This is a genomic window from Micromonospora rhizosphaerae (assembly GCF_900091465.1).
In the GTDB taxonomy this organism is placed as follows: Bacteria; Actinomycetota; Actinomycetes; order Mycobacteriales; family Micromonosporaceae; genus Micromonospora; species Micromonospora rhizosphaerae.
The window spans coordinates 6,281,437-6,304,834 of record NZ_FMHV01000002.1; the positions used below are offsets into that span (position 1 = coordinate 6,281,437).

Annotated in this window: 27 protein-coding genes; 11 read left to right on the top strand and 16 right to left on the bottom strand. The window is 71.9% G+C overall.

Annotated features, from left to right (window positions below; all coding sequences use genetic code 11):
- Nucleotides 1–21 precede the first annotated feature (21 nt).
- A complete protein-coding gene (locus GA0070624_RS29545) occupies nucleotides 22–309 on the top strand; it encodes an Lrp/AsnC family transcriptional regulator (protein ID WP_091346314.1) in 288 nt (95 codons plus the stop codon).
- Between the two features lie 64 nt (nucleotides 310–373).
- Here GA0070624_RS29545 and GA0070624_RS29550 read toward each other — a convergent pair whose 3' ends face one another.
- From GA0070624_RS29550 to ctaE, 5 genes are all read right to left on the bottom strand, one after another.
- Nucleotides 374–1,036 (bottom strand): DUF4142 domain-containing protein, encoded by a 663-nt coding sequence (locus GA0070624_RS29550; protein WP_091346316.1) that lies wholly within the window; start codon nucleotides 1,034–1,036, stop codon nucleotides 374–376.
- A 224-nt stretch (nucleotides 1,037–1,260) separates the two neighbouring features.
- Nucleotides 1,261–2,880: a cytochrome bc1 complex cytochrome b subunit gene (gene qcrB / locus GA0070624_RS29555; RefSeq protein ID WP_091346318.1), complete on the bottom strand. Its 1,620-nt coding sequence runs from the start codon at nucleotides 2,878–2,880 to the stop codon at nucleotides 1,261–1,263.
- Entirely contained in the window at nucleotides 2,877–3,968 is a 1,092-nt protein-coding gene (qcrA, locus tag GA0070624_RS29560; RefSeq protein WP_091346320.1) for a cytochrome bc1 complex Rieske iron-sulfur subunit, read from the bottom strand. The genes qcrB and qcrA overlap by 4 nt, the downstream gene beginning before the upstream one ends.
- 67 nt (nucleotides 3,969–4,035) lie before the next feature.
- Nucleotides 4,036–4,869, bottom strand: coding sequence for a cytochrome bc1 complex diheme cytochrome c subunit (qcrC, locus tag GA0070624_RS29565; protein ID WP_091346324.1), 834 nt, complete (start codon nucleotides 4,867–4,869; stop codon nucleotides 4,036–4,038).
- Nucleotides 4,870–4,941: 72 nt separating this feature from the next.
- On the bottom strand, nucleotides 4,942–5,541 hold the full coding sequence (gene ctaE / locus GA0070624_RS29570) for an aa3-type cytochrome oxidase subunit III (RefSeq protein ID WP_091346326.1): 600 nt from the start codon (nucleotides 5,539–5,541) through the stop codon (nucleotides 4,942–4,944).
- Nucleotides 5,542–5,649: 108 nt separating this feature from the next.
- On the opposite strand from ctaE, the gene GA0070624_RS29575 reads away from it, so the two are divergent.
- The 4 genes from GA0070624_RS29575 (at nucleotide 5,650) to GA0070624_RS29590 (ending at nucleotide 8,572) form a co-directional block, all read left to right on the top strand.
- Complete coding sequence (locus GA0070624_RS29575; protein WP_091346328.1) at nucleotides 5,650–6,603, top strand: cytochrome c oxidase assembly protein; 954 nt, start codon at nucleotides 5,650–5,652, stop codon at nucleotides 6,601–6,603.
- A gap of 106 nt (nucleotides 6,604–6,709) precedes the next feature.
- Complete coding sequence (locus GA0070624_RS29580; protein WP_091346330.1) at nucleotides 6,710–7,108, top strand: response regulator; 399 nt, start codon at nucleotides 6,710–6,712, stop codon at nucleotides 7,106–7,108.
- A gap of 77 nt (nucleotides 7,109–7,185) precedes the next feature.
- A complete protein-coding gene (trpD, locus tag GA0070624_RS29585) occupies nucleotides 7,186–8,232 on the top strand; it encodes an anthranilate phosphoribosyltransferase (RefSeq protein WP_091346332.1) in 1,047 nt (348 codons plus the stop codon).
- Nucleotides 8,233–8,359: 127 nt separating this feature from the next.
- The gene (locus tag GA0070624_RS29590; RefSeq protein ID WP_091346334.1) at nucleotides 8,360–8,572 is read left to right on the top strand and encodes a hypothetical protein; all 213 of its coding nucleotides are present in this window, start codon (nucleotides 8,360–8,362) and stop codon (nucleotides 8,570–8,572) included.
- 138 nt (nucleotides 8,573–8,710) lie between these two features.
- Here GA0070624_RS29590 and GA0070624_RS29595 read toward each other — a convergent pair whose 3' ends face one another.
- Nucleotides 8,711–9,136, bottom strand: coding sequence for a cytochrome c oxidase subunit 4 (locus tag GA0070624_RS29595; protein ID WP_091346336.1), 426 nt, complete (start codon nucleotides 9,134–9,136; stop codon nucleotides 8,711–8,713).
- Between the two features lie 10 nt (nucleotides 9,137–9,146).
- Nucleotides 9,147–10,118 (bottom strand): aa3-type cytochrome oxidase subunit II, encoded by a 972-nt coding sequence (gene ctaC, locus GA0070624_RS29600; RefSeq protein ID WP_091350090.1) that lies wholly within the window; start codon nucleotides 10,116–10,118, stop codon nucleotides 9,147–9,149.
- Nucleotides 10,119–10,289: 171 nt separating this feature from the next.
- Between ctaC and GA0070624_RS29605 the strand changes: the two genes are divergently transcribed.
- Nucleotides 10,290–11,441, top strand: a complete 1,152-nt coding sequence (locus GA0070624_RS29605; protein ID WP_091346339.1) for a cysteine desulfurase family protein — start codon at nucleotides 10,290–10,292, stop codon at nucleotides 11,439–11,441.
- Nucleotides 11,438–11,665 (top strand): sulfurtransferase TusA family protein, encoded by a 228-nt coding sequence (locus GA0070624_RS29610; protein ID WP_091346341.1) that lies wholly within the window; start codon nucleotides 11,438–11,440, stop codon nucleotides 11,663–11,665. Before GA0070624_RS29605 ends, GA0070624_RS29610 begins: the two co-directional genes overlap by 4 nt.
- Before the next feature lie 139 nt (nucleotides 11,666–11,804).
- Here GA0070624_RS29610 and GA0070624_RS29615 read toward each other — a convergent pair whose 3' ends face one another.
- From GA0070624_RS29615 to GA0070624_RS29630, 4 genes are all read right to left on the bottom strand, one after another.
- Entirely contained in the window at nucleotides 11,805–12,389 is a 585-nt protein-coding gene (locus tag GA0070624_RS29615; RefSeq protein ID WP_091346343.1) for a P-loop nucleotide/nucleoside kinase family protein, read from the bottom strand.
- Nucleotides 12,386–13,363 carry a carbohydrate kinase family protein gene (locus GA0070624_RS29620; protein ID WP_091346345.1) on the bottom strand — a complete coding sequence of 326 codons (978 nt, stop codon included), beginning with the start codon at nucleotides 13,361–13,363 and terminating at the stop codon, nucleotides 12,386–12,388. Before GA0070624_RS29620 ends, GA0070624_RS29615 begins: the two co-directional genes overlap by 4 nt.
- Before the next feature lie 205 nt (nucleotides 13,364–13,568).
- Nucleotides 13,569–13,937: an iron-sulfur cluster insertion protein ErpA gene (gene erpA / locus GA0070624_RS29625; RefSeq protein ID WP_091346347.1), complete on the bottom strand. Its 369-nt coding sequence runs from the start codon at nucleotides 13,935–13,937 to the stop codon at nucleotides 13,569–13,571.
- A gap of 167 nt (nucleotides 13,938–14,104) precedes the next feature.
- Entirely contained in the window at nucleotides 14,105–15,241 is a 1,137-nt protein-coding gene (locus tag GA0070624_RS29630) for a glycerate kinase family protein (protein ID WP_091350096.1), read from the bottom strand.
- A gap of 68 nt (nucleotides 15,242–15,309) precedes the next feature.
- Between GA0070624_RS29630 and nadA the strand changes: the two genes are divergently transcribed.
- The 3 genes from nadA to GA0070624_RS29645 all read left to right on the top strand — a co-directional run bounded on the left by nadA (nucleotide 15,310) and on the right by GA0070624_RS29645 (nucleotide 18,760).
- A complete protein-coding gene (gene nadA / locus GA0070624_RS29635) occupies nucleotides 15,310–16,509 on the top strand; it encodes a quinolinate synthase NadA (protein WP_091350093.1) in 1,200 nt (399 codons plus the stop codon).
- A gap of 211 nt (nucleotides 16,510–16,720) precedes the next feature.
- Nucleotides 16,721–18,076, top strand: a complete 1,356-nt coding sequence (murA, locus tag GA0070624_RS29640) for a UDP-N-acetylglucosamine 1-carboxyvinyltransferase (RefSeq protein ID WP_091346349.1) — start codon at nucleotides 16,721–16,723, stop codon at nucleotides 18,074–18,076.
- Nucleotides 18,077–18,151: 75 nt separating this feature from the next.
- On the top strand, nucleotides 18,152–18,760 hold the full coding sequence (locus tag GA0070624_RS29645; RefSeq protein WP_091346350.1) for a DUF3043 domain-containing protein: 609 nt from the start codon (nucleotides 18,152–18,154) through the stop codon (nucleotides 18,758–18,760).
- A 53-nt stretch (nucleotides 18,761–18,813) separates the two neighbouring features.
- Here GA0070624_RS29645 and GA0070624_RS29650 read toward each other — a convergent pair whose 3' ends face one another.
- Together GA0070624_RS29650 and GA0070624_RS29655 are read right to left on the bottom strand one after the other, a co-directional pair.
- On the bottom strand, nucleotides 18,814–19,122 hold the full coding sequence (locus tag GA0070624_RS29650; RefSeq protein WP_091346352.1) for an AzlD domain-containing protein: 309 nt from the start codon (nucleotides 19,120–19,122) through the stop codon (nucleotides 18,814–18,816).
- A complete protein-coding gene (locus GA0070624_RS29655; RefSeq protein WP_091346354.1) occupies nucleotides 19,116–19,967 on the bottom strand; it encodes an AzlC family ABC transporter permease in 852 nt (283 codons plus the stop codon). The genes GA0070624_RS29650 and GA0070624_RS29655 overlap by 7 nt, the downstream gene beginning before the upstream one ends.
- Nucleotides 19,968–20,034: 67 nt before the next feature.
- On the opposite strand from GA0070624_RS29655, the gene GA0070624_RS29660 reads away from it, so the two are divergent.
- Nucleotides 20,035–20,595: a helix-turn-helix domain-containing protein gene (locus GA0070624_RS29660; protein WP_091346356.1), complete on the top strand. Its 561-nt coding sequence runs from the start codon at nucleotides 20,035–20,037 to the stop codon at nucleotides 20,593–20,595.
- 87 nt (nucleotides 20,596–20,682) lie between these two features.
- On the opposite strand, the gene GA0070624_RS29665 is transcribed toward GA0070624_RS29660, so the two are convergent.
- Genes GA0070624_RS29665 through GA0070624_RS29675 form a run of 3 tightly spaced genes read right to left on the bottom strand, consistent with a single transcriptional unit; the run spans nucleotide 20,683 to nucleotide 23,349 of the window.
- A complete protein-coding gene (locus GA0070624_RS29665; RefSeq protein ID WP_091346358.1) occupies nucleotides 20,683–21,675 on the bottom strand; it encodes an ABC transporter ATP-binding protein in 993 nt (330 codons plus the stop codon).
- Nucleotides 21,672–22,505 (bottom strand): ABC transporter permease, encoded by an 834-nt coding sequence (locus GA0070624_RS29670; RefSeq protein WP_245719057.1) that lies wholly within the window; start codon nucleotides 22,503–22,505, stop codon nucleotides 21,672–21,674. Before GA0070624_RS29670 ends, GA0070624_RS29665 begins: the two co-directional genes overlap by 4 nt.
- The gene (locus GA0070624_RS29675; protein WP_091346360.1) at nucleotides 22,498–23,349 is read right to left on the bottom strand and encodes an ABC transporter permease; all 852 of its coding nucleotides are present in this window, start codon (nucleotides 23,347–23,349) and stop codon (nucleotides 22,498–22,500) included. Before GA0070624_RS29675 ends, GA0070624_RS29670 begins: the two co-directional genes overlap by 8 nt.
- Nucleotides 23,350–23,398 lie beyond the last annotated feature (49 nt).

Here is a 23,398-nt window from a genome sequence, read left to right on the forward strand (position 1 = left end):
CGACGAACGGAGAAATGTCCCGTGATCACCGCGATCGTGCTGATCGACTGCGCCACCGACTCGATCCCCGAGGTGGCCGAGACCCTGGCCAACCTCCCCGGCGTCAGCGAGGTCTACTCGGTGGCCGGCCACGTCGACCTGATCGCCATGGTCCGGGTCCGCGAGTTCGAGCAGATCGCCGAGGTCATCGCGGGCCACATCTCCAAGGTGCCGGGCGTGATCAACACCGAGTCGCACATCGCCTTCCGGGCGTACTCCCAGCACGACCTGGAGGAGGCGTTCGCGATCGGGCTGGCCAGCGCCGACTGATCCGGCCCGGACGCGCGATGGCCGGCCCGCCCGGTAGGGCGGACCGGCCATCGGCCGTACGACGTCAACTGCCGGTCGGAGACGGCGTCTCAGTGGTGCCGGGAGACGGCGACTCGGTGCCCGGAGACTCAGTGGGGCCACCCGGAGACGGGGTGCCGGTGCCACCGGGGCTCGCCGTGCCGGTCGGGGTCGCCTGCGGGACCGGGACGCCCAGGGCCTGGGCCAGGGCCGTCAGCGCGTCGATGTGCGCCTGAAGGACCGGCAGGGCGTCCTGGGCCAACTGGACCACCGACTGCTCGGAGCCCTGCGAGATCTCGGTCTGGGTCGCCTGGATGGCCTGGACGTGGCCGTTCAGCTCGGCGGTGACCCACGCCTTGTCGAACTCCGCGCCGCTGAGGTTGTTGAGCCGGTCGATCACCTTCTGCTCGTCGGCGGTGGGCTCGCTGGGCAGCCGCACGTTCAACTGCTTCGCGGTGCTCTGCACCGTCTCGTCAAGCTGGGTGTGGTCCGTCACGAACTGCTTGCCCAGGTCCTTGACCTGCTGGTTCTGGCCCTTCTGCTGGGCCAGGTTGCCCATGACGATCTCCGCCAGGTTCACCTGGTGCAGCGCCTGCAGGTACTGGGTGTCCTGGCTGGACGGCTGTGCCGCGGCCTGCGCCGCCGCCGCGGGCGTCAGCCCGACCACCACCAGGGCGGCGAGCAGCCCGAGGCGTTTGATACCCAACATGTTTCCCCCCCTTTTCGTTGGACCGCACGGATACCCGGCTGACCCGGGTTATTCCTGCGATTCCACCCGTCCGTGGCGCGGGAGGACGGCCGCCGGAGGCGGAACGCCCGGCACAGACGGCGCCCGGGAGGACGGATCGGGCACCGCGCGCAGGGTGGCCCGGACATGGACGTGGCGCCCGCCGGAAGATCCGGCGGGCGCCACGGTCGGGTGTTGCGGGCGGGTCAGCGACGGCTCTCGCCGCTGCCGACCTCCTGCCGCTCGGCACGGGGCTCGATCGGCGGGTGCCCCGGCGAGACCGGCGCCTCGGCCGGCTTCTCGATCGGGTAGAAGAAGCCCCGGATGGCCGGGCCGAGGGCGCCGAGCCGGTTCATCTTCTTCGGCACGACCCAGCCGACGTAGTCCAGCTCGGCGTGCTCGTCGGCCGCGGCCAGCGGCTGGTGGACCTCGACGAACCGGCCGTCCGGCAGTCGCCTGATGATGCCGGTCTCCACGCCGTGGGCCAGCACCTCGCGGTCGTGCTGCTGCAGACCCAGGCAGATCCGGTACGCGAAGTAGTAGGCCAACGGCGGGAGGATCAGCAGACCGATCCGGCCGGCCCAGGTCATCGCGTTCAGGCTGATGTGGAACTTGTCGGCGATGACGTCGTTGCCGCCGCTGAGGGTCAGCACCAGCCAGAATGCCACGGCCATCGAGCCCGCGGCGGTCCGGGCCGGTACGTCCCGGGGGCGCTGGAGCAGGTTGTGGTGCTTGTAGTCCTTGAGGTGCCGCGCCTCCAGGAACGGGTAGAGCAGGGAGATCCCGACCAGGATGCCCGGCAGCACCACCGTCGGCCAGAAGATCGGCGGGATGACGTACCCGTCGCCGATCGGGATGTTGATCTCCCAGGCCGGCATCAGGCGGGTCGAGCCGTCGAGGAACATGACGTACCAGTCGGGCTGGCTGGCGGCGGACACCACCCACGCCTCGTACGGGCCGAACAGCCAGATCGGGTTGATCTGGAAGAGACCACCCATCAGCGCGATCACGCCGAAGACGACCATGAAGTAGCCGGCCTGCTTGAGCGTGTAGCGCGGGTAGAACCGCTCGCCGACCACGTTCTCGTTGGTCCGGCCAGGGCCGGGCCACTGGGTGTGCTTCTGCTTGAACACCAGGCCGAGGTGGGCGCTGATCAGCGCCACCAGCAGAGCCGGGATGAGTAGCACGTGGGCGATGAAGAACCGGCTGATGATGATCTCGCCCGGGAACTCGCCGGCGAAGATCGACGAGCTGATCCAGGAGCCGATCACCGGGATGGAGAGAATGATCGCGGAGGCGATCCGCAGACCGGTGCCGGAGAGGGCGTCGTCCGGCAGCGAGTAGCCGGTGAAGCCGGCCAGGAAGCCGACCCAGAACAGCAGCGAGCCGATGATCCAGTTCGTCTCACGCGGCTTGCGGAACGCGCCGGTGAAGAAGATCCGGAGCATGTGCACCACGATCGCGGCCATGAAGATCAGCGCCGCCCAGTGGTGCATCTGCCGCATGACCAGGCCGCCCCGGACGTCGAACGACAGGTTCAGGCTGGAGGCGTACGCGGCCGACATCGGCGTGCCCCGCAGCGGAATGTAGCTGCCGTTGTAGACCACCTCGGTCATCGCCGGCTCGAAGAAGAACGTCAGGAAGACACCCGTCAGCAGCAGCACGATGAACGAGAAGAGCGCGATCTCACCGAGCAGGAAGGACCAGTGGTCCGGGAAGACCTTGTTCAGCACCGCGCGCAGCGGGGTGGCCGCCTGGAACCGGTCGTCCAACGCCCCGGCGGTCTTGCCCGGCACCGTTGCCATGTCAAACTTTCGACGCTTCATGGCCGCTCCCAGAAGTCGGGGCCGATGGTTTCGGTGTAGTCCGACCTCGCCACGAAGAAGCCCTCTGCGTCCACCTCGATCGGCAGCTGCGGGAGCCGCCGGCTGGCCGGGCCGAAGATGGGTCGGGCGTTGTCGGTGATGTGGAACTGGGACTGGTGGCACGGGCAGAGCAGGCGGTTGGTCTGCTGCTCGTACAGGCTGGCCGGGCAGCCGGCGTGCGTGCAGATCTTGGAGAACGCCGCGTAGTTGCCCCACATGTAGTCGCCGTGGCCGATCCGCGCGTTGTTCGCCCGGGACTCCTGCGCGTCCGACTCCCGCAGGTGGATCAGCAGGGTCGGCGAGTCGGCGTGCTTGTTGCTCACGCCGTGCTCGATGCCGGGGAAGGCGGTGATCTGGCCGCCGGCGCTGATGTCCGCGGGGCGGATCGGCCGGCCGTCCTGGGTGACCAGCCGGACCTTCTTCTTGCCGCCCTCGGCCGGCTTGAAGCCGGTGGTGAACATCTGGTTGTCCTTGTGCGGGTCGGAGATCAGGCCGCCGACCAGCGGCGCCGCGACCACCGCGCCGACCGGCGCGAGACCGGCGAGCAGCGAGATGCCGAGCAGCGGCCGGCGCCGGACGCCCAGCTCGTCGGCCAGGTAGACCATGGTCTCGCCGGTGATCTTGCGATCGTCCGGAGAACTCGGCTGGTCGTGCCGGTCCTGGATCGAGACCTCCTTGGGCAGCAGCTTCTTGCCCCAGGTGAGGATGCCGAAGCCGATGCCGAGCAGCGCGATGCCCAGGGTGACGCCGAGCAGCGGGGTGAACCACTTGTCGCCGCCGCGGCCGGGCTTAAACTCCCACGGCCACGCGATGTAGACGACCAGGAAGACGGTCGCGGCCAGGCCGGTCAGCAGGAACATCGAGGCGACCGTGCGGGTCAGCCGGCGCTCGGCCTTGCTGCCCGGCACGACCTGCGGCTCGTAGTGGACGATCTCGATGTCGTCCCGCCGGGCACCCTCCCGGACGATGTCGAACCGGGAAAGCCGGGGGTCGTGCACGTCGAGCGGCTCCCGGCCCTGCGGGGCCTGGTGCTCGGTGTGGGTGCTCATGCCGTCACCTCGCTACGGGTGGTGCCGGGGGTCGGCACCACAGCACTGAAACCAATGATCTGCCGGGTCACGACTTGCCCGCAATCCACAGGCTCGCGAAGACCAGCGCGACGATGCCGATCAGGAAGGCCGCCAGGCCCTCGGTGGACGGGCCGTACCGGCCGAGGTTGAAGCCGCCCTGGTCCTGGGTCTGCTTCAGGTTCTCCTGGATGTAGGCGATGATGTCCGCCTTCTGCTCCGGGCGCAGCTGGTTGTCGCCGAAGACCGGCATGTTCTGCGGGCCGCTCAGCATCGCCGCGTAGATCTGCCGGTCGCTGGCCGGGTGCAGGCTCGGCGCGTACTTGCCGGAGGAGAGCGCACCGCCGCCACCGCCGAACGCGTGGCACTGCGAGCAGTTGATCCGGAACAGCTCGCCGCCGGCTGCCAGGTCGGCGCCCTCGCGGAGGTTGCCCTCGGGGATCTGCGGGCCGCCGCCGAGCTCCTGGATGTACTGGGCGAGCTGGCGCACCTGCTCGTCGGTGAACTGCGGGGGCTTCCGCGGCGCCTGGGCCTCCTGCCGGGCCATCGGCATCCGACCGGTGCTGACCTGGAACTCGACCGCGGCCGCGCCGACGCCGATCAGGCTCGGCCCGCGTCCCTCGACGCCCTGGGCGTTGCGACCGTGACAGCTCACGCAGCTCACGTCGAACAGCGCCTTGCCCTCGTTGCCGGCGGCGCTCAGCGGCGGGTTGTCCTGCGCCTGCGCGCCGGGGGCGAAGACGGTGTAGGCGCCGCCGGCCAGCATCAGCGCGGCGAGCAGTCGGACCGCGGCGCCCAGCCGGCGGCGGCCCCTGCTGCGCGCTACGGGCCGCCCGCGCAGGCGCGCGAGCAGACCGCGTCGGCGGTCGTTGTCAGAAGTCATGACCTGTGTCCTTAACCGGTTGGACCTTGTCTCAGGGGACGAAGCAGCGGCGCGGTATGTGACGCGCCAAGATCACTGGAGCCAGTAGATCATGGCGTAGAGCCCGATCCACACCACGTCGACGAAGTGCCAGTAGTAGGACACGACAATCGCCGACGTGGCCTGCGCCGGGGTGAACCGGCCCATGGTGGTGCGGACCATGAAGATGACGAAGGCGATGAGACCGCCGGTCACGTGCAGGCCGTGGAAGCCGGTGGTCAGGTAGAACATCGACCCGTAACCGTCTCCGTTGATCTTGATGCCGTCCTCCACCAGGTGGCGGTACTCGTTCCCCTGGCCGAGGACGAAGATCAGGCCCATCACGAAGGTGATCGTGAACCAGCGCCGCAGGGCGTGGACGTCACCCTTCTCGGCGGCGAAGACACCGAGCTGGCAGGTCACCGAGGACAACACCAGGATCACCGTAAAGGTGGTCGCGTACGGGATGTTGAGGATCTCGGTGTGCTTCTCCCACTGCTCCGGCGCCGCCGCGCGGATCGAGAAGTACATCGCGAACAGCGCCGCGAAGAACATGAGTTCGCTGGAGAGCCACACGATCGTCCCGACGCTGACCATGTTGGGTCGGGTCAGGGAATGGATCCGGCTCTTGTCAATGGCTGGGGCCGCAGTCACGCGGTCATTATTGCCCTTGACCGGGACCGGCGATCAGCGGGGTGGCAAACCCCCGCCATCCGTGGCCCGATCGGGGTGGTCCGGTTCGCCTGACCTACCCTGAAAAGCGTGCTGCACGTCGATCCGATCTTTGCCGCCACCTCGGTCGCTCCGTCGCGCCTGGCGGCGGGGGGCGAGGCCGTCCCGCCACCCTTCACCGTCGCCCGGGTGTTCACCGAGACCCGGCTGGACAGCTGGCTCGCCCTCGGGCTGGTGGTCGCCGCCGCGCTCTACCTGTACGGCGTGTACCGGCTGCGGCTGCGCGGCGACCGCTGGCCGCTCGTCCGGACGGTCTGCTTCCTCGGCCCGGGCCTCGGCGGCATCGCCTCGGTCACGGTCAGCGGGCTGCACGCGTACGACACGGCGCTGCTGTCCGTGCACATGGTGCAGCACATGGTGCTGTCGATGATCGCGCCGATCTTCCTGGCCCTCGGCGCCCCGGTGACGCTCGCCCTGCGCACCCTGCCGGTGCGCCCGCGCAAGCGGCTGCTGGCGATCGTGCACAGCCGGATCGCCCGGGTCTACAGCTTCCCGCTGGTGGCGTTCGCCATCTTCGTGGTGAATCCGTTCGCCCTCTACTTCACCGACCTGTACCGCTACACGCTCGAGCACGCCTGGGCGCACGAGCTGGTACACGCGCACTTCATCGCGACCGGCTGCGTGTTCTTCTGGCCGCTGGTCGGCCTGGACCCGCTGCCCGGCCGCTGGCCGTACCCGGCCCGCGCGCTGCTGATGGTGCTCTCCGTGCCGTTCCACACCGTGCTCGGGCTCACCATCATGCAGAGCACCATCCTCTTCGGCGGCGACTGGTACCCGTCGCTGCACCTGAGCTGGTCGGACCCGCAGAACGACCAGGTGGTCGCCGGCGGCGTCCTCTGGGCCGGCGGCGAGTTCGTCAGCGTCACCATGCTGGCCGTCCTCGTAGTGCAGTGGATCAAGCAGTCCGAGCGCGAGGCCCGCCGGGTGGACCGCGAGCTGGACCGCCAGGAGGCCCGCCAGCGCGCCGCGGAATCCGCGGCATGACCTCCTCCGACCGGTACCCGAACCGGCCCGCCCGGGCGGGCCGCCAGGCCCGTTGTGACGACCGCTACGATCAGCGGGCAGCTACGAGGTGGGAGCCAAGCCAGCGATGAGCGATCGTCTTTGCACCGTCCTGCTCTACAGCGACGACCCCAAGGTCCGTGACCGGATGCGGCTGGCCGTCGGTACCCGGCCCGCGCCCGGGCTGGAGATCGAGTTCGTCGAGGCCTCCGACTACGCCGGGTGCGTCCGCCTGATCGACGACTACGAGATCGACCTGCTCCTGCTCGACGGCGAGGCGACCCCCGGCGGCGGCATCGGCATCGCCCGCCAGATCAAGGACGACCGGGACGACGCCCCGCCGACCTGCGTGGTGATCGCCCGCGCCGCCGACCGCTGGTTGGCCGCGTACGCCGAGGTCGACGCCACCCTGGTGCACCCGCTCGACCCGGTGACCACCGGCACGACCGTCGCCGAGCTGCTGCGGCGTACGCGCGCCGCCGCCTGAGTCGCCCCTCGGCGCCGCGGCAGCGTGGCCGCGGCGCCGTTCCTCACCCGCAACCACGCCCGCTCGGGAGGCCCACCATGGGCGAACGGACCTGGCCGGTTCTGCTCAACGCGCTGCTGCGTGGCGAGGAGCTCACCACCGCCGACACGGCTTGGGCGATGGACGAGATCATGACCGGCTCGGCCAGCCCGGCGCAGGTGGCCGGCTTCGCGGTGGCGCTGCGCGCCAAGGGCGAGACCCCGGCCGAGCTGGCCGGCCTGACGCAGGGGATGCTCGGCCGGTCGGTCGAGGTCGCCCTCCCCGAGGAGGTACGCGCCACCGCCCTGGACGTGGTCGGCACCGGCGGTGACCTCGCACACACGGTGAACATCTCCACGATGACCGCGCTGGTGGTGGCCGGGGCCGGCGTCCGGGTGGTCAAGCACGGCAACCGCGCCGCCTCCTCCCTGTGCGGCACCGCGGACCTGCTCGAGTTCCTGGGCGTACCGCTGGACCTGACCCCCGAGCAGGTGGCCCGGTGCGTGCTTGAGGCGGGCATCGGGTTCTGCTTCGCGGCCCGGTTCCACCCGGGATTCCGCCACGCCGGCCCGGTACGGCGGGAGATCGGCGTGCCCACCGCGTTCAACTTCCTCGGACCACTGACCAACCCGGCCCGGCCGCGGGCGGGCGCGGTCGGCTGCTTCGACCTCCGGATGGGCCCGGTGATGGCCGCCGTCTTCGCCGCCCGGGGGGACTCGGTGATCGTGATGCGCGGCGAGGACGGGCTGGACGAGTTCACCACCGCCGCGCCGACCCGCGTCTGGGTGGCCCAGCGGGGCACCGTCAGAGAGGCGCTGCTGGACGCGGCCGACCTCGGAGTACCCCGGGCCACCCTGGCCGATCTGCGGGGCGGGGACGCGGCGTACAACGCCGACGTGGCCCGGCGGCTGCTGGCCGGCGAGACCGGTCCGGTGCGGGACGCCGTGCTGGTGAACGCCGCCGCGGCGCTGGCCACCCAGCGGCCGCTGGACGGGGACCTGCACGAGGCGCTGCGGGCCGGGATGGCCCGGGCCGCCGAGTCGATCGACTCCGGCGCCGCCGCCGGCGCCCTCGACCGCTGGCTCGAGGTCGCCCGCTCGCTCTGACCGCCCGCCGTCGGAGCCGCCCCGGTGGTCCCCGAAAGTGTCGGAACGGCGTGCCAAACTACACGGGAGTAATTTCCGCTTGCCGCCGATGTCAGCTTGTCGGCGGGCAGAGGAAGAGGAGACGCCCGTGTCGGACCGCGAGCTCTACTGCGACACCTGCGAGGGCGTTCAGCCGTTCGAGGCCCCGCCGTGCGTAGACGGCCACGGCGTCGACTGCCCTGAGCTCGTCTGCATCGGCTGCGGCGCGGCGGTGCTGATCGCCACGTTCGCCTTCCACCCCGCGCGCCTGGACGCCCGTTGGCGGCGCCCCACCCGCTCACCCCACCGCCGCGCCGCCTGACGCCCTTCCGCGGCTCTTTTTCCCGAACGGCTCTTTGCCGCCCAGCGGCGTCTCGCCCGCGCCTCCCGGCCGGCACGTTCGGACGCACGTGGGCCCGCGTCCCTGTTCGGGACGCGGGCCCACGGAGAAGCCGTCAGCTCAGTGCTCGGCGGTGCGGCGGGTGCCGGTGTAGTACTCGAAGATCAGGCCAGAGGCGGCGCCGATGACCGCCACCAGGCCGAGGCCCAGCAGCCAGAACTGCCAGAACGCCAGGCCCAGACCCGCGACGGAGGCGGCCAGTGCCAGGCCGAACGGCCAGTAGCTGCCCGGGCTGAAGAAGCCGATCTCGCCCGCGCCGTCGGAGATCTCGGCGTCCGGCCGGTCCTCCGGACGCAGGTCGATCCGGCGGGACACGAACCAGAAGAAGCCGCCGCACATCGAGCAGAGCAGGAACGACAGCAGCAGGGCCACCGTGCCGACCCACTCGATCCGGCCGCTCTCGCCGTGCGTCCAGGCGCCGTACAGGATCGCGACGCCGAAGAGGAACGCCGCGACGATCAGGAAGATACGCCACTCAGTCTTCATGCCGGTCCCCTCATCTTCCCGCGCCGGGAGCGACGCTGTCCGGGTTGAAGTTGGCCGTGGTGCGCCGCGTGTTGAACGGCTCGGTCTTCTCGGCGTACGGCTTCTGGCCGATCGCCTGGAGCGCCTCCTGGGTCGACTTGCCGGCCTTCTTCGCCGCCAGGAACTGGTCGTACTTCTCCGGCGAGACGACCCGCAGCTCGAAGTTCATGAAGGCGTGGTAGGTGCCGCAGAGCTCGGCACAGCGGCCGACGTAGGCACCCTCGGTCTCCAGGTTGCGGACCTCGAACACGTTACGGACACTGCCCGGGAAGACGTCCCGCTTGAACAGCAGCTCCGGCACCCAGAAGGAGTGGATGACGTCGCGGCTCTGCTCCTCGAACCGGATCGACCGGCCGGTCGGCAGGACGAGCACCGGGATGACCTCGCTGGTGCCGAGGACCGACGCGACCGTGTTCGCCTCGCGGCCCTGGCCGTCGCGGTAGTTGAACTGCCAGTTCCACTTGAAGGCGACGACCTCGACGGTGACGTCCGGGTTCTTCGTCGTCTTGTTCACGTCAGTCTGCACGATCGCCGTGTAGTAGAAGAGCACGGAGACGATCAGGATCGGCGCGATCGTGTAGAGGAACTCCATCGGCATGTTGTAGCGGGTCTGCACCGGTAGCTCGTTGCCGCGCTTCCGGTAGCGGATCACGCACCAGAAGATCAGACCCCAGACGAAGACGCCGACCGCGAGCGCCGCGATGCAGGACGCGATCCACAGGTCGTACATCCGCCGGGACTCCGCCGTGATGCCGCCCTGCGGCCAGCCGAAGCCGTCGAACGTCCTGCCGACGTCGCAGCCGGTGAGCAGAACCAACAGCGCCACTCCGCCGAGGCCGAGCCCGGCGAGCCGACCAGCACCACGCCGCCGGCGCCCACCGGCTCCTGGGGAAGCGCTGTGCCGTACGGCCGACGGCCGTACCTCCGAACTCCTTGCGACCACCTGGTCCTGCCTCCCTAGCGCGCCGCGGTGGTTGTTTTCGATCAGCACCGACGGCAAAGGCGTCACCGACGGTCGCAGATTACTCGACCATGACGGGCTGGACCGTGTTGGGGTCAGTGTCCACCCCATCGGGGGTTCTACGGGCCTACCGGCGCGATAGCGTCGGCAGTCGTGAGCGCATCCCCGGTCTATCTGGACGCGGCGACCGCCGCGCCGCTGCACCCGGTCGCCCGGCAGGCGTTGCTGGCCGCGCTGGACGACGGCTGGGCCGATCCCGGCAAGCTCTACACCCAGGCCCGGCGCGCCCGCCAACTGCTCGACGCCGCCCGCGAGGCCACCGCGCAGACCCTCGGCGTCCGCGCCGATGAGATCTCCTTCACCCCCAGCGGTACGACCGCGGCACACGCCGCCGTGCTCGGCGGTCTGGCCGGGCGGCGTCGGGTCGGGTCGATCCTGGTGCACTCGGCGATCGAGCACTCCGCGGTGCTGCACGCGGCGGAGCGGCACGTGGCCGGCGGAGGCACCGCCACGCCCGTGCCGGTCGACCGGCTCGGCCGGCTGGATCTGGCGGTCTGGTCGGCCGCGGTCCGGGCGCCCGGGGTGGCGCTGGCCGCGCTGATCGGCGCCAGTCACGAGGTGGGCACGGTCCAGCCGGTGCCGGCGGCGGCCGCCGAGTGCGTCGACGCCGGCGTACCGCTCTACGTCGACGCCGCGCAGCTGGTCGGCCGGGCGCCGCTGCCGGCGGGCTGGTCGGTGCTGACGGCCAGCGCGCACAAGTGGGGCGGACCACCCGGAGTCGGGCTGCTGGTGGTGCGCAAGGGCACCCGCTGGGAGTCGCCGTTCCCGGCGGACGAGCGCGAGTCCGGGCGTACGCCGGGGGTGCTGAACCTGCCGGCGGTGGTGGCCGCGGCGGCGAGCCTGCGCGCGGCGGCGGCCGACGCGGCGGCCGAGACGGCCCGGCTGGCGCCGCTGGTGGACCGGATCCGGGCCCGGGTGGCGGCGGAGGTGCCGGACGTGGAGGTGGTCGGTGACCCGGTCGACCGCCTCCCCCACCTGGTCACCTTCTCCTGCCTCTACGTGGACGGCGAGGCGCTGCTGCACGCGCTGGACCGGCGGGGCTTCGCGGTCTCCTCCGGCTCCTCCTGCACCTCGTCGACGCTGCGACCGTCGCACGTGCTGGAGGCGATGGGCGTGCTCTCGCACGGCAACATCCGGGTCTCGCTGCACCGGGAGACGACGGAGACGGACGTGGAGCGATTCCTCGCCGAACTGCCCGGCATCGTCGCCGACCTGCGCGCCCAGGCAGGGGTGACGGGGCTGTGAGCGAGCCGGACGAGGTGCTGGACTGCCGGGGCCAGCGCTGTCCGCTCCCGGTGATCGCCCTGGCCCGCCGCCTGCCGGAGCTGCCGGTCGGGGCGGTGCTCCGGGTTCTCGCCGACGATCCGGCCGCCGCGTTGGACATCCCCGCCTGGTGCCGCATGCGTGGCCAAGACTTCCTCACCGCCACCCCCGACGGCCCCGCCTACGACGTCCGCCGCACCCACTGACCCGTAACCCCCTACCCCTCTCCCCCCGGCGATCTTGCAGTTGCGGTGGGGGCAAGGCAGCCCAATTGCCGCAAACTGCCCACCCAAAGTGCAAGATCGGGCGGAAGCGGGTTGGCGGCGCGGGCCGGGGCGGGGCGGGTCAGCGGAGGTAGGCGAGGATGCCGGGGAGGGGGTCGGTGTCGACGGCGGTGTCGACCACCAGCCGGGGGCCGATGAAGGGCTCGTACTCGGCGCGCCGGACCAGGGTCTGCTCCCAGGTCGGCAGCAGCGGGTCCGGCTCGGCGGGCAGCCGCGCCTCGACCCGGCGACGGTGCTCCGCCTCGTCGCCGCAGTGCACCTCGATCACCCGCAACGGCACGTCGGCCCGATCGGCCAGGTCGTGCCAGAGGCCGCGAGCGCTGGCCACCGGGTTGACCGCGTCGACGACCACGCTCAGCCCCAGCCTGAGCTGCACCTCGGCGAGGCCGGCGATCGCGCCGTAGGCGGCCATCCCGGGGACGTCACCGACCAGGCCGTACCGGTGCAGGGCGCGCTCGACCGGGTCGACCGGCAGGACCGGGGCGCCCAGCGCCGCGCCGACCCGGTTGGCGAGGGTGCTCTTGCCGACCGCGGGCAGCCCGGCGAAGGCGACCAGCACCGGACCGGCGGCGCCGGGTCGCACCGCGCCCGGATCCACCCGTCCGGAGACCGCGGAGTGGGCGGGTTCGGGGGCGGCTGAGGTCACGGCAGCAGGTGCGGCCGGACGTCCTCGGCGGCCGCGTCGCCGTACGACTCGGCGAGGCGCTTGACGAACAGGTCGGGGCGGACCTCGTACTCCTGGCCGCCGAAGTTCTCCAGCACCAGCGTGGCGAGCAGGCAGCCGACCTGTGCGGCCCGCTCCAGGTTGACGCCCCAGTTGAGCGCGGCGAAGAAACCGGCCCGGAAGCCGTCGCCGACGCCGGTCGGGTCGACCGCCTGGATCTCGCGGGCGATCGGCACGTGGATCGTGGCGAAGTCCCGGCTGGCGATCTCCACGCCCTGCTTGCCCAGCGTGGTGACCCGGACCTTCACCCGATCCAGCAGCTGGGCGTCGGTCAGGCCGGCCTTGCTCAGCAGCAGCGACTTCTCGTACTCGTTGGTCATCAGGTAGTCCGCGCCGTCGACCAGGCCGAGCACGTCCTCGCCGTCCATCCGGGCGAGCTGCTGGGAGGGGTCCGCCGCGAAGGAGTAACCGCGCTCGCGGCACTCCCCCGAGTGCCGGATCATGGCGGCCGGGTCGTTGGCGCTGACCAGGACCAGGTCGAGGCCGCCGAGCCGCTGGGCCACCGGGGCCAGCTCGATGTTGCGAGCCTCGCTCATCGCGCCCGCGTAGAACGAGGCGATCTGGCACATGTCGGTGTCCGTGGTGCAGACGAACCGGGCGGTGTGCGCCACCTCGCTGATGTGCACCGAGTCGCAGTCGACCCCGTGCCGCTCCAGCCAGGAGCGGTAGTCGGCGAAGTCGGTCCCGACCGCGCCCAGCAGCACCGGGCGCAGGCCGAGCTGGGCCATGCCGAAGGCGATGTTGGCCGCGGTGCCGCCGCGACGGAGCACCAACTCGTCGACGAGGAAGGAGAGCGAGACCTTGTCCAGCTGGTCGGCGAGGAGCTGGTCGGCGAAGCGACCGGGGAAGCTCATCAGATGGTCGGTCGCGATCGAGCCGGTCACGGCGATCTTCATGTCAACCCTCGGGGTCGGGAGCACGGCGCCGGTCAGCCTACCGGTCCGGCCCGGACGCCGGTCACGGGTCGGTCGACAACCGGTCGATCCACGAATACCCGGACGTCACCGCACGGACACCCGACTCCTAATGAAAAACGGCGGCACCACCCGTGGGGGCGGTGCCGCCGTTGCGTACGTCCCGTCGGCCCTGCGGGCCGGCCGGTCAGCTGAACGAGTCGCCGCAGGCGCAGGAGTTGCCGGCGTTCGGGTTGTCGATGGTGAAGCCCTGGGCGTCGATCCGGTCGGCGAAGTCGATCGTCGCGCCGGCCAGGTAGGGGGCGCTCATCCGGTCGACGACGACCTCGACACCGTCGTAGTCGGTGACGATGTCACCGTCGAGCGACCGCTCGTCGAAGAAGAGCTGGTACCGCAGGCCGGAGCAGCCGCCCGGCTGCACCGCGACGCGGAGCCGCAGGTCGTCGCGGCCCTCCTGCTCGATCAGGGCCTTGACCTTCTGTGCCGCGACGTCGGTGAGGACGACGGTGTCAGGGGCCTTGGCCTCGGTCGACTCGGTCTGCGCTGGCGTGGTCACGTCGAAATCTCCCTGCGCGGTATGGGTCCGGACGCACTGGCCAACGTCGCGCGTCGTCCAATGATTCCCGGTGTGGTCCAGATCCGATCGTACGCCGCGTTGCCGCGAGTCACCTCCGTGGCGTGAGACCGGTCGGGCGTGACCCGCGCCGCAGGCCGGTGGCCGGATCACCGGCTCCACTGCCGGGCCAGCCGAGCGCCCAGCGCGCGCAGCCCCTCGGCGGGCCGGCCCATCGCCGCCTCCACCCCGCCGCGCTCCTCGCCGCCGAAGTGCTCCACCAGGCTGTACGCCTCGGTCACCCCGGCGGCGGCGGCCTCCCGTCGCCCGGTGCTGACCCGCCCCGCCAGCACCACGCAGGGCACGCCGCGGTCCCGGGCGGCCCCGGCCACCCCGGCCACCACCTTGCCGCGCAGCGACTGGTGGTCGAAGGAGCCCTCGCCGGTGATCACCAGGTCGGCGGCATCCAGCGCGGTGTCCAGCCCGATCGCCCGGCTGACCAGTCCGATGCCGGACTCGCACCGGCCGCCGAGGGCCAGCACGGCCGCGCCCAGCCCGCCGGCCGCCCCACCGGCGGGCTGCCCGCCGAGCCCCGCCGGGCAGCCCGGCAGCTCCCGCTCCAGCACGGCGGCGAAGCGCTCCAGCGCGGCGTCGAGCAGCAGGATGTCCGCCCGGGTGGCACCCTTCTGCGGGCCGAAGACGTTGCTGGCGCCATGCAGGCCGAGCAGCGGGTTGTCCACGTCGGTGGCGGCGATCAGGGTCGTTCCGCGCAGCCGGGGCGCGCCGTCCAGCGCGGCCACCGCGGCGAGCGCCGCGCCGCCGTACGGCAGCGCCCGCCCGGCCTCGTCCAACGGGGTCACGCCGAGCGCGGTGAGCATCCCGGCGCCGCCGTCGTTGGTGCCGGAGCCGCCCAGGCCGATCACCGCGCTCCGCGCCCCGCTCTCCACCGCGGCGGCGATCAGCAGCCCCAGCCCGTACGAGGTGGTGGTCTTCGGATCCCGCTCGGCGGCGGCGAGCAGGTGCAGCCCGCAGGCCTGGGCGCTTTCCAGGTACGCCGTGCCGTCGTCGGTGAGCAGGATCTCACCGGCGGCGGGGCGGCCGAGCGGGTCGACCGTCGGCACCGGGATCCGTCGGCCGCCGAGCGCCTCGGCGAGGACGGCGATGAAGCCGGGGCCGCCGTCGGCGAGCGGCCGGAGGACCAGCTCGTCACCGTCGGCCACCTCCCGCCAGCCATCGGCCACCGCGGCGGCCACCTCCTGGGCCGGCAGCGTGCCGGCGAACTTGTCGGGGCAGAGCAGCACGCGCATGCCCAGCAGTGTGGCAGCACACACCGACGGCGGCTGCGCACCGGCCACGCTGTGGGACCATGGGAGTCGTGACTTCGACCTGGGTTGAGCCCTCCAACACCGCCACTGCGCTGCTGCTCCTCGGTCGCGGCAGCGACCCCGCCACCGAGCGTGGCGTGGAGTGTCCGGGTGACCTGCCCGCGCCGAGCGACCCGGACCTGGTGGCCCGGGCGGCGGCGGCCAAGGCCACGCTCGGCACGAAGGTGTTCGTGCTGGGCCACCACTACCAGCGCGACGAGGTGATCCAGTTCGCCGACGTGACCGGCGACTCGTTCAAGCTGGCCCGGGAGGCGGCGGCCCGGCCCGACGCGGAGTACATCGTCTTCTGCGGCGTGCACTTCATGGCCGAGAGCGCCGACATCCTCACCTCGGACGCGCAGAAGGTCATCCTGCCCGACCTCGCCGCCGGCTGCTCGATGGCCGACATGGCGGTGCTGTCGCAGGTCGAGACCGCCTGGGACGTGCTGACCGAGCTGGGCATCGCCCAGGACACCGTCCCGGTGACCTACATGAACTCCTCGGCGGACATCAAGGGCTTCGTCGGCCGCCACGGCGGCGTGGTCTGCACCTCGTCCAACGCGAAGCGGGCGCTGGACTGGGCGTACCAGCAGGGGTCGAAGGTGCTCTTCCTGCCCGACCAGCACCTGGGCCGCAACACCGCCGTGCTGGAGATGGGCTTCTCGCTGGACGACTGCGTGCTCTACGACCCGCACAAGCCCAACGGCGGGCTCACCCCGGAGCAGCTGCGGGACGCGAAGATGATCCTCTGGCGCGGGCACTGCTCGGTGCACGGCCGGTTCACCCTGGACAGCGTGAACGACGTCCGGGAGCGGGTGCCGGGGGTCAACGTGCTGGTCCACCCGGAGTGCCGGCACGAGGTGGTCACCGCCGCCGACCACGTGGGCTCGACGGAATACATCATCAAGACCATCGAAGCGGCCCCGGCCGGCTCGGCATGGGCGGTCGGCACGGAGCTGAACCTGGTCCGCCGGCTGGCGCTGGCCCACCCGGACAAGCAGATCATGTTCCTGGACCGGGCGGTCTGCTACTGCTCGACGATGAACCGGATCGACCTGCCGCACCTGGTCTGGACGCTGGAGGAACTGGTCGCCGGGCGGGTGGTCAACCAGATCACCGTCGACCCGGAGACCGCCCACCACGCCCGGGTCGCGCTGGACCAGATGCTCGCCCTCCCGGCGGCGGACACCCCGGCGCCCACCGTCGCTTGATCACGCTCGGTCACATCGCTGGTACGGAAACACACGGGACACCCCGGTTCGTGCCCTCGCTGGTGATGTGACCGATTCCCTTTTCGTCACCGAGGGCTATGCTGCCGGGGCGACGACTCGTAGGCCGTTTGCACTCGGCCGCATTCGGGGTAGCGATGCAGATCGTGGGCCCGACCATCTACACGGCAGCACCAACGCGCTGGAGGTTGCGTTGACCGACGACGTCCTGGTCGTACACGGAGGCACTCCGCTGGAAGGGCGGATCCGCGTGCGCGGCGCGAAGAACCTCGTTTCCAAGGCGATGGTCGCCGCCCTGCTGGGCGACTCGCCCAGCCGATTGTTCGACGTGCCGCGGATCCGTGACGTCGAGGTGGTCCGGGGTCTGCTCGGCCTGCACGGGGTCAAGGTGACCGACGGCAAGGAGGACGGCGAGCTCGTCTTCGACCCGGCCAACGTCGAGAGCGCCAGCACCGACCAGATCAACGTCCACGCCGGCTCCAGCCGCATCCCGATCCTGTTCTGCGGCCCGCTGCTGCACCGGCTCGGCCACGCCTTCATCCCCGACCTGGGCGGCTGCCACATCGGGCCGCGCCCGATCGACTTCCACCTGCAGGCGCTGCGGGAGTTCGGCGCGACCGTCGACAAGCGGCCCGAGGGGCTGCACCTGTCGGCGCCGAACGGGCTGCACGGCACGAAGTTCGCCCTGCCGTACCCGAGCGTCGGCGCCACCGAGCAGGTGCTGCTGACCGCGGTAATGGCCGAGGGCGTCACCGAGCTGCGCAACGCCGCGGTGGAGCCGGAGATCATCGACCTGATCTGCGTCCTGCAGAAGATGGGCGCAATCATCAAGGTGCACACCGACCGGGTGATCGAGATCCAGGGCGTCAAGCGGCTCAGCGGCTACACCCACCGGCCGATCCCGGACCGGATCGAGGCGGCGAGCTGGGCGGCCGCCGCGCTGGCCACCCGGGGCGACGTCGAGGTGCTGGGCGCGAACCAGGTCGACATGATGACCTTCCTCAACATCTTCCGCTCGGTGGGCGGCGCGTACGAGGTGACCGACCCCCGCCCGCCGAAGCTCGGCGACCCGGGCCAGGAGGGCGGCATCCGGTTCTGGCACCCGGGCGGCGAGTTGAACGCGGTGGCCCTGGAGACCGACGTCCACCCCGGCTTCATGACGGACTGGCAGCAGCCGCTCGTGGTGGCGCTGACCCAGGCCCGGGGCCTGTCGATCGTCCACGAGACGGTCTACGAGCAGCGGCTCGGCTACACCGAGGCGCTGAATTCGATGGGCGCCAACATCCAGGTCTACCGGGACTGCCTCGGCGGGACCCCGTGCCGCTTCGGTCGGCGCAACTTCAAGCACTCGGCGGTGATCGCCGGCCCCAGCAAGCTGCACGCGGCCGACCTGGTCATCCCGGACCTGCGGGCCGGGTTCAGCCACCTGATCGCGGCGCTCGCCGCCGAGGGCACCTCCCGGGTGTACGGCGTCGATTTGATCAATCGCGGCTACGAGGACTTCGAGGCGAAGCTGGCCGACCTGGGCGCGCGCGTCGAGCGTCCGTAAGGTCACATCGCTCTTTTCGCGCCCGGGGCACCCGCGAGGTGCACCGGGCGCGGCCGTTTGGCTACCCTTCACGACGTGACCTCGCTGTTTCGCCGCAAGTCCGCCAACCTCGTCGAGGAGTCCGTCACCCCGGTGACGACCGATGAGGCGCCCGCCTCTGCCCGTCCCCGGGGCTACACACCGAGCAAGAAGGAGCTGGGCAAGGTCACGCCGAAGCGGCCGACCGCCGGCCGGCGTCCGGGCACGCCCACCACGCCGCTGACCAAGGAGCAGGCGCGGGAGCATCGCCGTGCGGCGCGCGCCGAGGCGGCGGCGGAGTTCCGTCGGGAGGGCGGCCCGCGCGACCGGGGTCCGGAGCGGCTGCTGGCCCGCAACGTGGTCGACTCCCGCCGTACGGTCGGCACCTGGTTCTTCGGCGGCGCGCTGATCGTGCTGGTCGGCTCGAACGCCGCGATGCCGCCGATCGTCCGGCTGATCTCCAACATCCTCTGGGGTGCGCTGGCGCTCGGCGTGGTGATCGACTCGATCCTGATCTCTCGCAAGATCAAGAAGCTGGTCCGCGAGCGCTTCCCGAAGTCCGACCAGCGGCTGGGCTCGCTCTACCTGTACGCGATCATGCGCTCGATCACGTTCCGCCGGATGCGGGCCCCGGCGCCGCAGGTCAACATCGGCGACAAGATCTGACCCGACCCCCGGCACGACCTGACCCCTTCCCGCAGCCGCGGGGAGGGGTCACGTCATTCGATGCCAAGCAGGCGCAGCAGCGCGGTGGTGCCGGCCGCCGCGACCACCACCAGGACGAAGGGCGCCCGACGCCAGGCGAGCAGCACCCCGACCAGCACGCCCGCGGGCCGGGCGTAGCCGGCGAAGCCGCCGGCCTCGGTCAACGCGGCGGTCGCGGCCAGCGCGGCCAGCAGGGCGGCGGCGCCGACCGGCAGCAGCCGCCGGGACCACTCGGGCAGGTCCAGCCGGTCCCGCAGCAGCACCCCGGCGACCCGGAAGCCGTACGTGCCGGCGGCCAGGGCCAGAATCACGGCGATCAGCACGACGCCTCCCCCGCCCGGACGACCTGCGTCGATCCGGTTTCCCGTGACAACTCGTCGTCCGCACCCCGCTCCCGGCCCGAACCGACCGCGCCGGTCCGAGCGGCCGCGCCGGTCCGAGCGGCCGTGCCGGTCCCGGCGGCCGCGCCGCCCCCGGCGCCCGCGCCGGCCGGGGGTGGCCGACGACGGCGTAGCGCCGGCACGGCCAGGCCGGCGAGGGCGAGCAGCACCGGCAGCCCGGCCGGCAGCAGCGGGGTGGCCAGTACCGCCAGCCCTGCCCCCGCCAGCGCCACCTGACGGGTCTCCCGGTCGCGCAGCGACGGCAGCAGCAGGGCGATCAGCCCGGCTGGGAAGGCGGCATCCAGCCCCAGTGCCGTCGGATCACCGACCGCGCCCCCGGCGAGCACGCCGAGCAGGGTGCCGGCGTTCCAGGCCAGGAAGAGCAGCGCCCCGGCGAACCAGAACGCCCGCCGGCGCGCACCGCCGGCCGGTCGGGCCAGCGCGAAGGCGGTCGCCTCGTCGGTCATCAGGTGGCTGCCGAGCAGCCGCCGCCAACGCTGGGGGCCGAGGCTGTCGCCCAGCGTCAGGCCGAACGGCAGGTGCCGGGTGTTGAGCAGCAGGCCGGCCAGGACCGCGGCGAGTGGGTTGCCGGCGGCGACCAGCCCCACCGCCATGAACTGCGCGCCGCCGGCGTACACGCACACCGACATGGCGACGGTCGCCCAGACGGGCAGGCCGGCGGCCACCGCCACCGCGCCGAAGGAGGCGCCGACCGCGATCATCGCGGCGCCGATGGCGGCGACGTCGCGGAGTATCCCCGCGTCGGTCGTTCGATCTGCCGTACGCATAGTCCATTATGATGAACGCAGCCCTCGTGTTCGTCAAACCGAACAAACAGACCCCTGGAGCGAACGAATGGCCCTGGAACCCGCTCCGCCGTTGGCCACCATCGCCGCCGCCCTGCGCCGCGAGCGCGATCGGGCCGGCATCTCGCTGACCGAGCTGGCCCGCCGCGCCGGCATCGCCAAGTCCACCCTGTCCCAACTCGAATCAGGGGTCGGCAACCCGAGCGTCGAGACGCTCTGGGCGCTGGGGGTGGCGCTCGGCGTACCGTTCAGCCGCCTGGTCGAGCCACCCCCGGCCGCGGTCCGGGTCATCCGGGCCGGCGAGGGTCCCCGGGTGCGCTCGGAGCACGCCGACTTCACCGCCACCCTGCTCTCCGCCGGCTCGGCGCACGCCCGGCGCGACGTCTACGTGATGGAACTGGAGCCGGGCGCCGTCCGCGTCGCCGAGCCGCACACCCCGCGCAGCATCGAGCACATCGTGGTGGCCGCCGGCCGGATGCGCGTCGGCCCGGAGTCGGACCTGGTCGACCTCGGTCCGGGCGACTACGCCACCTTCCCCGGCGACGCGCCGCACCGGTACGAGGCGCTCGCGCCCGGCACCTTCGCGGTCCTGGTGATGGAGCATCCGTGAGGATCGGGTGACGCCGGTGGTGGCGTCACCCGGCGTATGAACCGGGTGGTCGCGCCGGTCCGCCGCACCGGGCCGGCGTCAAGAGCGCTACGGGGCGACGTGGGTCACCGGGCGGTCGTCGCCGGCGGGCGTCCGGTAGAGCCGGGCCACCACCTCCTCGATGTCCGGCTCCACGATCGAGATGTCGCGCAGGGTCGCCAGGCCGGCCAGCCCGGCGACCACCTCGGCGACGCCCGCCGACTCCAGCGCAAAGACCAGCCGGTGCCCGTCTGCCTCCACCCGCTCCAGCGGCGCGCCGGGCAGCACCGGCGGTTCCGCGAGCGCGGCGTCCAGTTCGGCGACCACCAGCCGGCGGGAGCCGTACCGGCTGTGCAGGGCCGAGATCGAGCCGTCGTGCACCACCCGACCGTGGTCGATCACCACGAGCCGGTGACAGAGCCGCTCGATGTCGGCCAGGTCGTGGGTGGTGAGCACCAGGGTGGTGTCGCCGGCCCGGCCCAGCTCGGTCAGGAAGCCCCGGACGGCCTGCTTGCTCACCACGTCCAGCCCGATCGTGGGCTCGTCCAGGAAGAGCACCTCCGGCCCGTGCAGCAGGGCGGCGGTCAGCTCGCCGCGCATCCGCTGGCCGAGGGAGAGCTGCCGGACCGGGGTGTCCAGGAACTCGTCGAGGTCGAGCAGAGACCGGCAGCGGCGCAGCCGGGCGGCGTGGTCGGCGGCCGGCACCCGGTAGACGTGGCGCAGCAGGTCGAACGAGTCGCGCAGCGGCAGGTCCCACCAGAGCTGCGAGCGCTGGCCGAAGACCACCCCGATCCGCAGCGCCAGCCGGGTGCGCTCGGCCACCGGCCGCAGGCCGCAGACGCGGGCCTCCCCCGCCGACGGCATCAGCACCCCGGTCAGCATCTTCAGCGTGGTCGACTTGCCGGCACCGTTGGGCCCGATGTAGCCGAGCATCTCGCCGCACTCCACCCGCAGGTCGACCCCGTCCACCGCGGTGACCACCCGCTTCTCGCGGCGCAGCCGCCCGGCCTTTACCCGGACGGTGAACTCCTTGCGCAGCCCCCGCATTTCGATCACGCTCATGACCCCGTACTCCGGTAGTGACGAACCCCGACGCGCCAGGCCACGGCCGCGACCGCGGCGGCGACCAGCGCGACGCCGGGCGCGGCCCAGCCGACCCAGGCCGGCAGGCCCAGCGGGTCGGCCCGGCCGAGCAGCGCCAGCGCCGGGTGGTAGCTGACGAAGGCGAAGCCCATCCCGTACGCGAAGAGTGCGCGGAACCAGCCGCCGTAGACCGTGACCGGGTACGACGTGAAGTCGCGCCCGCCGTAGGTGATCGAGTTGGCCAGCTCGCCGGAGTCGATCCAGTAGAACGACACGGTGGCGGTGGCCACGAAGACCGCGGCGAAGAAGACCACCGCAGCGAGCGGAGCGACGAGCGCCAGCGCGAGCCGCCCCGGCGTCCAGTGGATCCCGGCCGAGGCGAGCGCGACGACCAGCACGGCCAGGCCGAAGATCGCGCGGGACACCTTGCGCAGCGGGAGGTCCATCAGCAGCAGCTGAGGCAACGCGCCCAGCGGGCGCACCAGCACGGCGTCGAGCAGGCCGGTCCGGACGTACCGGGGTAGCCGCTCGATGTTGCCGACCAGCAGGTCGGCGGTGGCGAACCCGCAGGAGGAGAGGCCGACGATCACCAGCGCCTCGCGCAGCGTGAAGCCGCCCAGCTCCCGGGTGACCCCGAAGATCACCAGGACGGTCACCACGTCGAACAGGGTCGCCCCGACGTTGCCCACCAGGTCCACGATGAACGAGGTGCGATACGTGGTCTGCGACCGCGCCTGCCCGCGCAGCAACGCCCGGTACGCGGCCAGCGCGCCCGGACGCGGTCCCGCCACCAGCCCCCGGTCAGCCACCCTGCACCACCAGCCGGCGTTCCGCCCGGCGCTGCACCAGCCAGCAGCCGAGGAGGATCAGCACCGCCCAGCCGAGCTGCACCCCGACCAGCCCGAACTGCATCGGGGTCGGGTCCCGCTCGACCAGCACGTCCAGCGGAGTCTGGAACAGACTCGGGAAGGGCGTGCCGAACCAGAGCGCGACCTGGAGCCACCCGGGCAGGAAGCGGAGTGGGAAGTAGAGCCCGGCGAGCACCCCGGAGCCGAGCGTCCACAGGATCATCGCGCCCCGGACGTCCTGGAGCCAGTACGCGGTGGCGTTGACCAGGAACCGGCAACCGAAGCAGAGCACCACGGCGACCAGCACGGAGAACACGAAGAGCGGCAGGGTGGCCCACCGCCGGGGCAGGTACACGTCGAAGAAGAGCGGGCCGACCAGCACCGGCGGCAGCAGCCGGGAGATCGAGGCGTACCCGGCGCGGCCCAGGTCGGTGGCGAGGTAGCTGGTCACCGGGTGGACCGGTCGGAGCAGGTCGCTGGCGATCTCGCCGGTGCGGATCCGGTCGGCCAGGTCGGTCCAGCCCCAGAGCAGGATCACCGCCAGCAGGCCCTGCCCGGCCCAGACGAAGGTGGCGAGCTGGGCCCGGTCGTAGCCGGCCACGGTGCCGGCCGCCCCGGCCACGGCGAGGAAGACGTAGCAGCGCAGGAAGCCGAAGACGGTGTTGGTGACGACTCCCGCCACGGCTGCCTGCCGGTAGGTCGCGTATCGTCGGAAACCGGCGACGACTATGGCGCTAAATGTCCGGAACGATCGGATAACGTTTGAGTCCGTGGGCGGCGCCACAGTGGCGGTGACTGAGCCCACGCCGCTACCCTCCATCCGCAGCCACGACGTGCTGGACCGGGCGACTCTA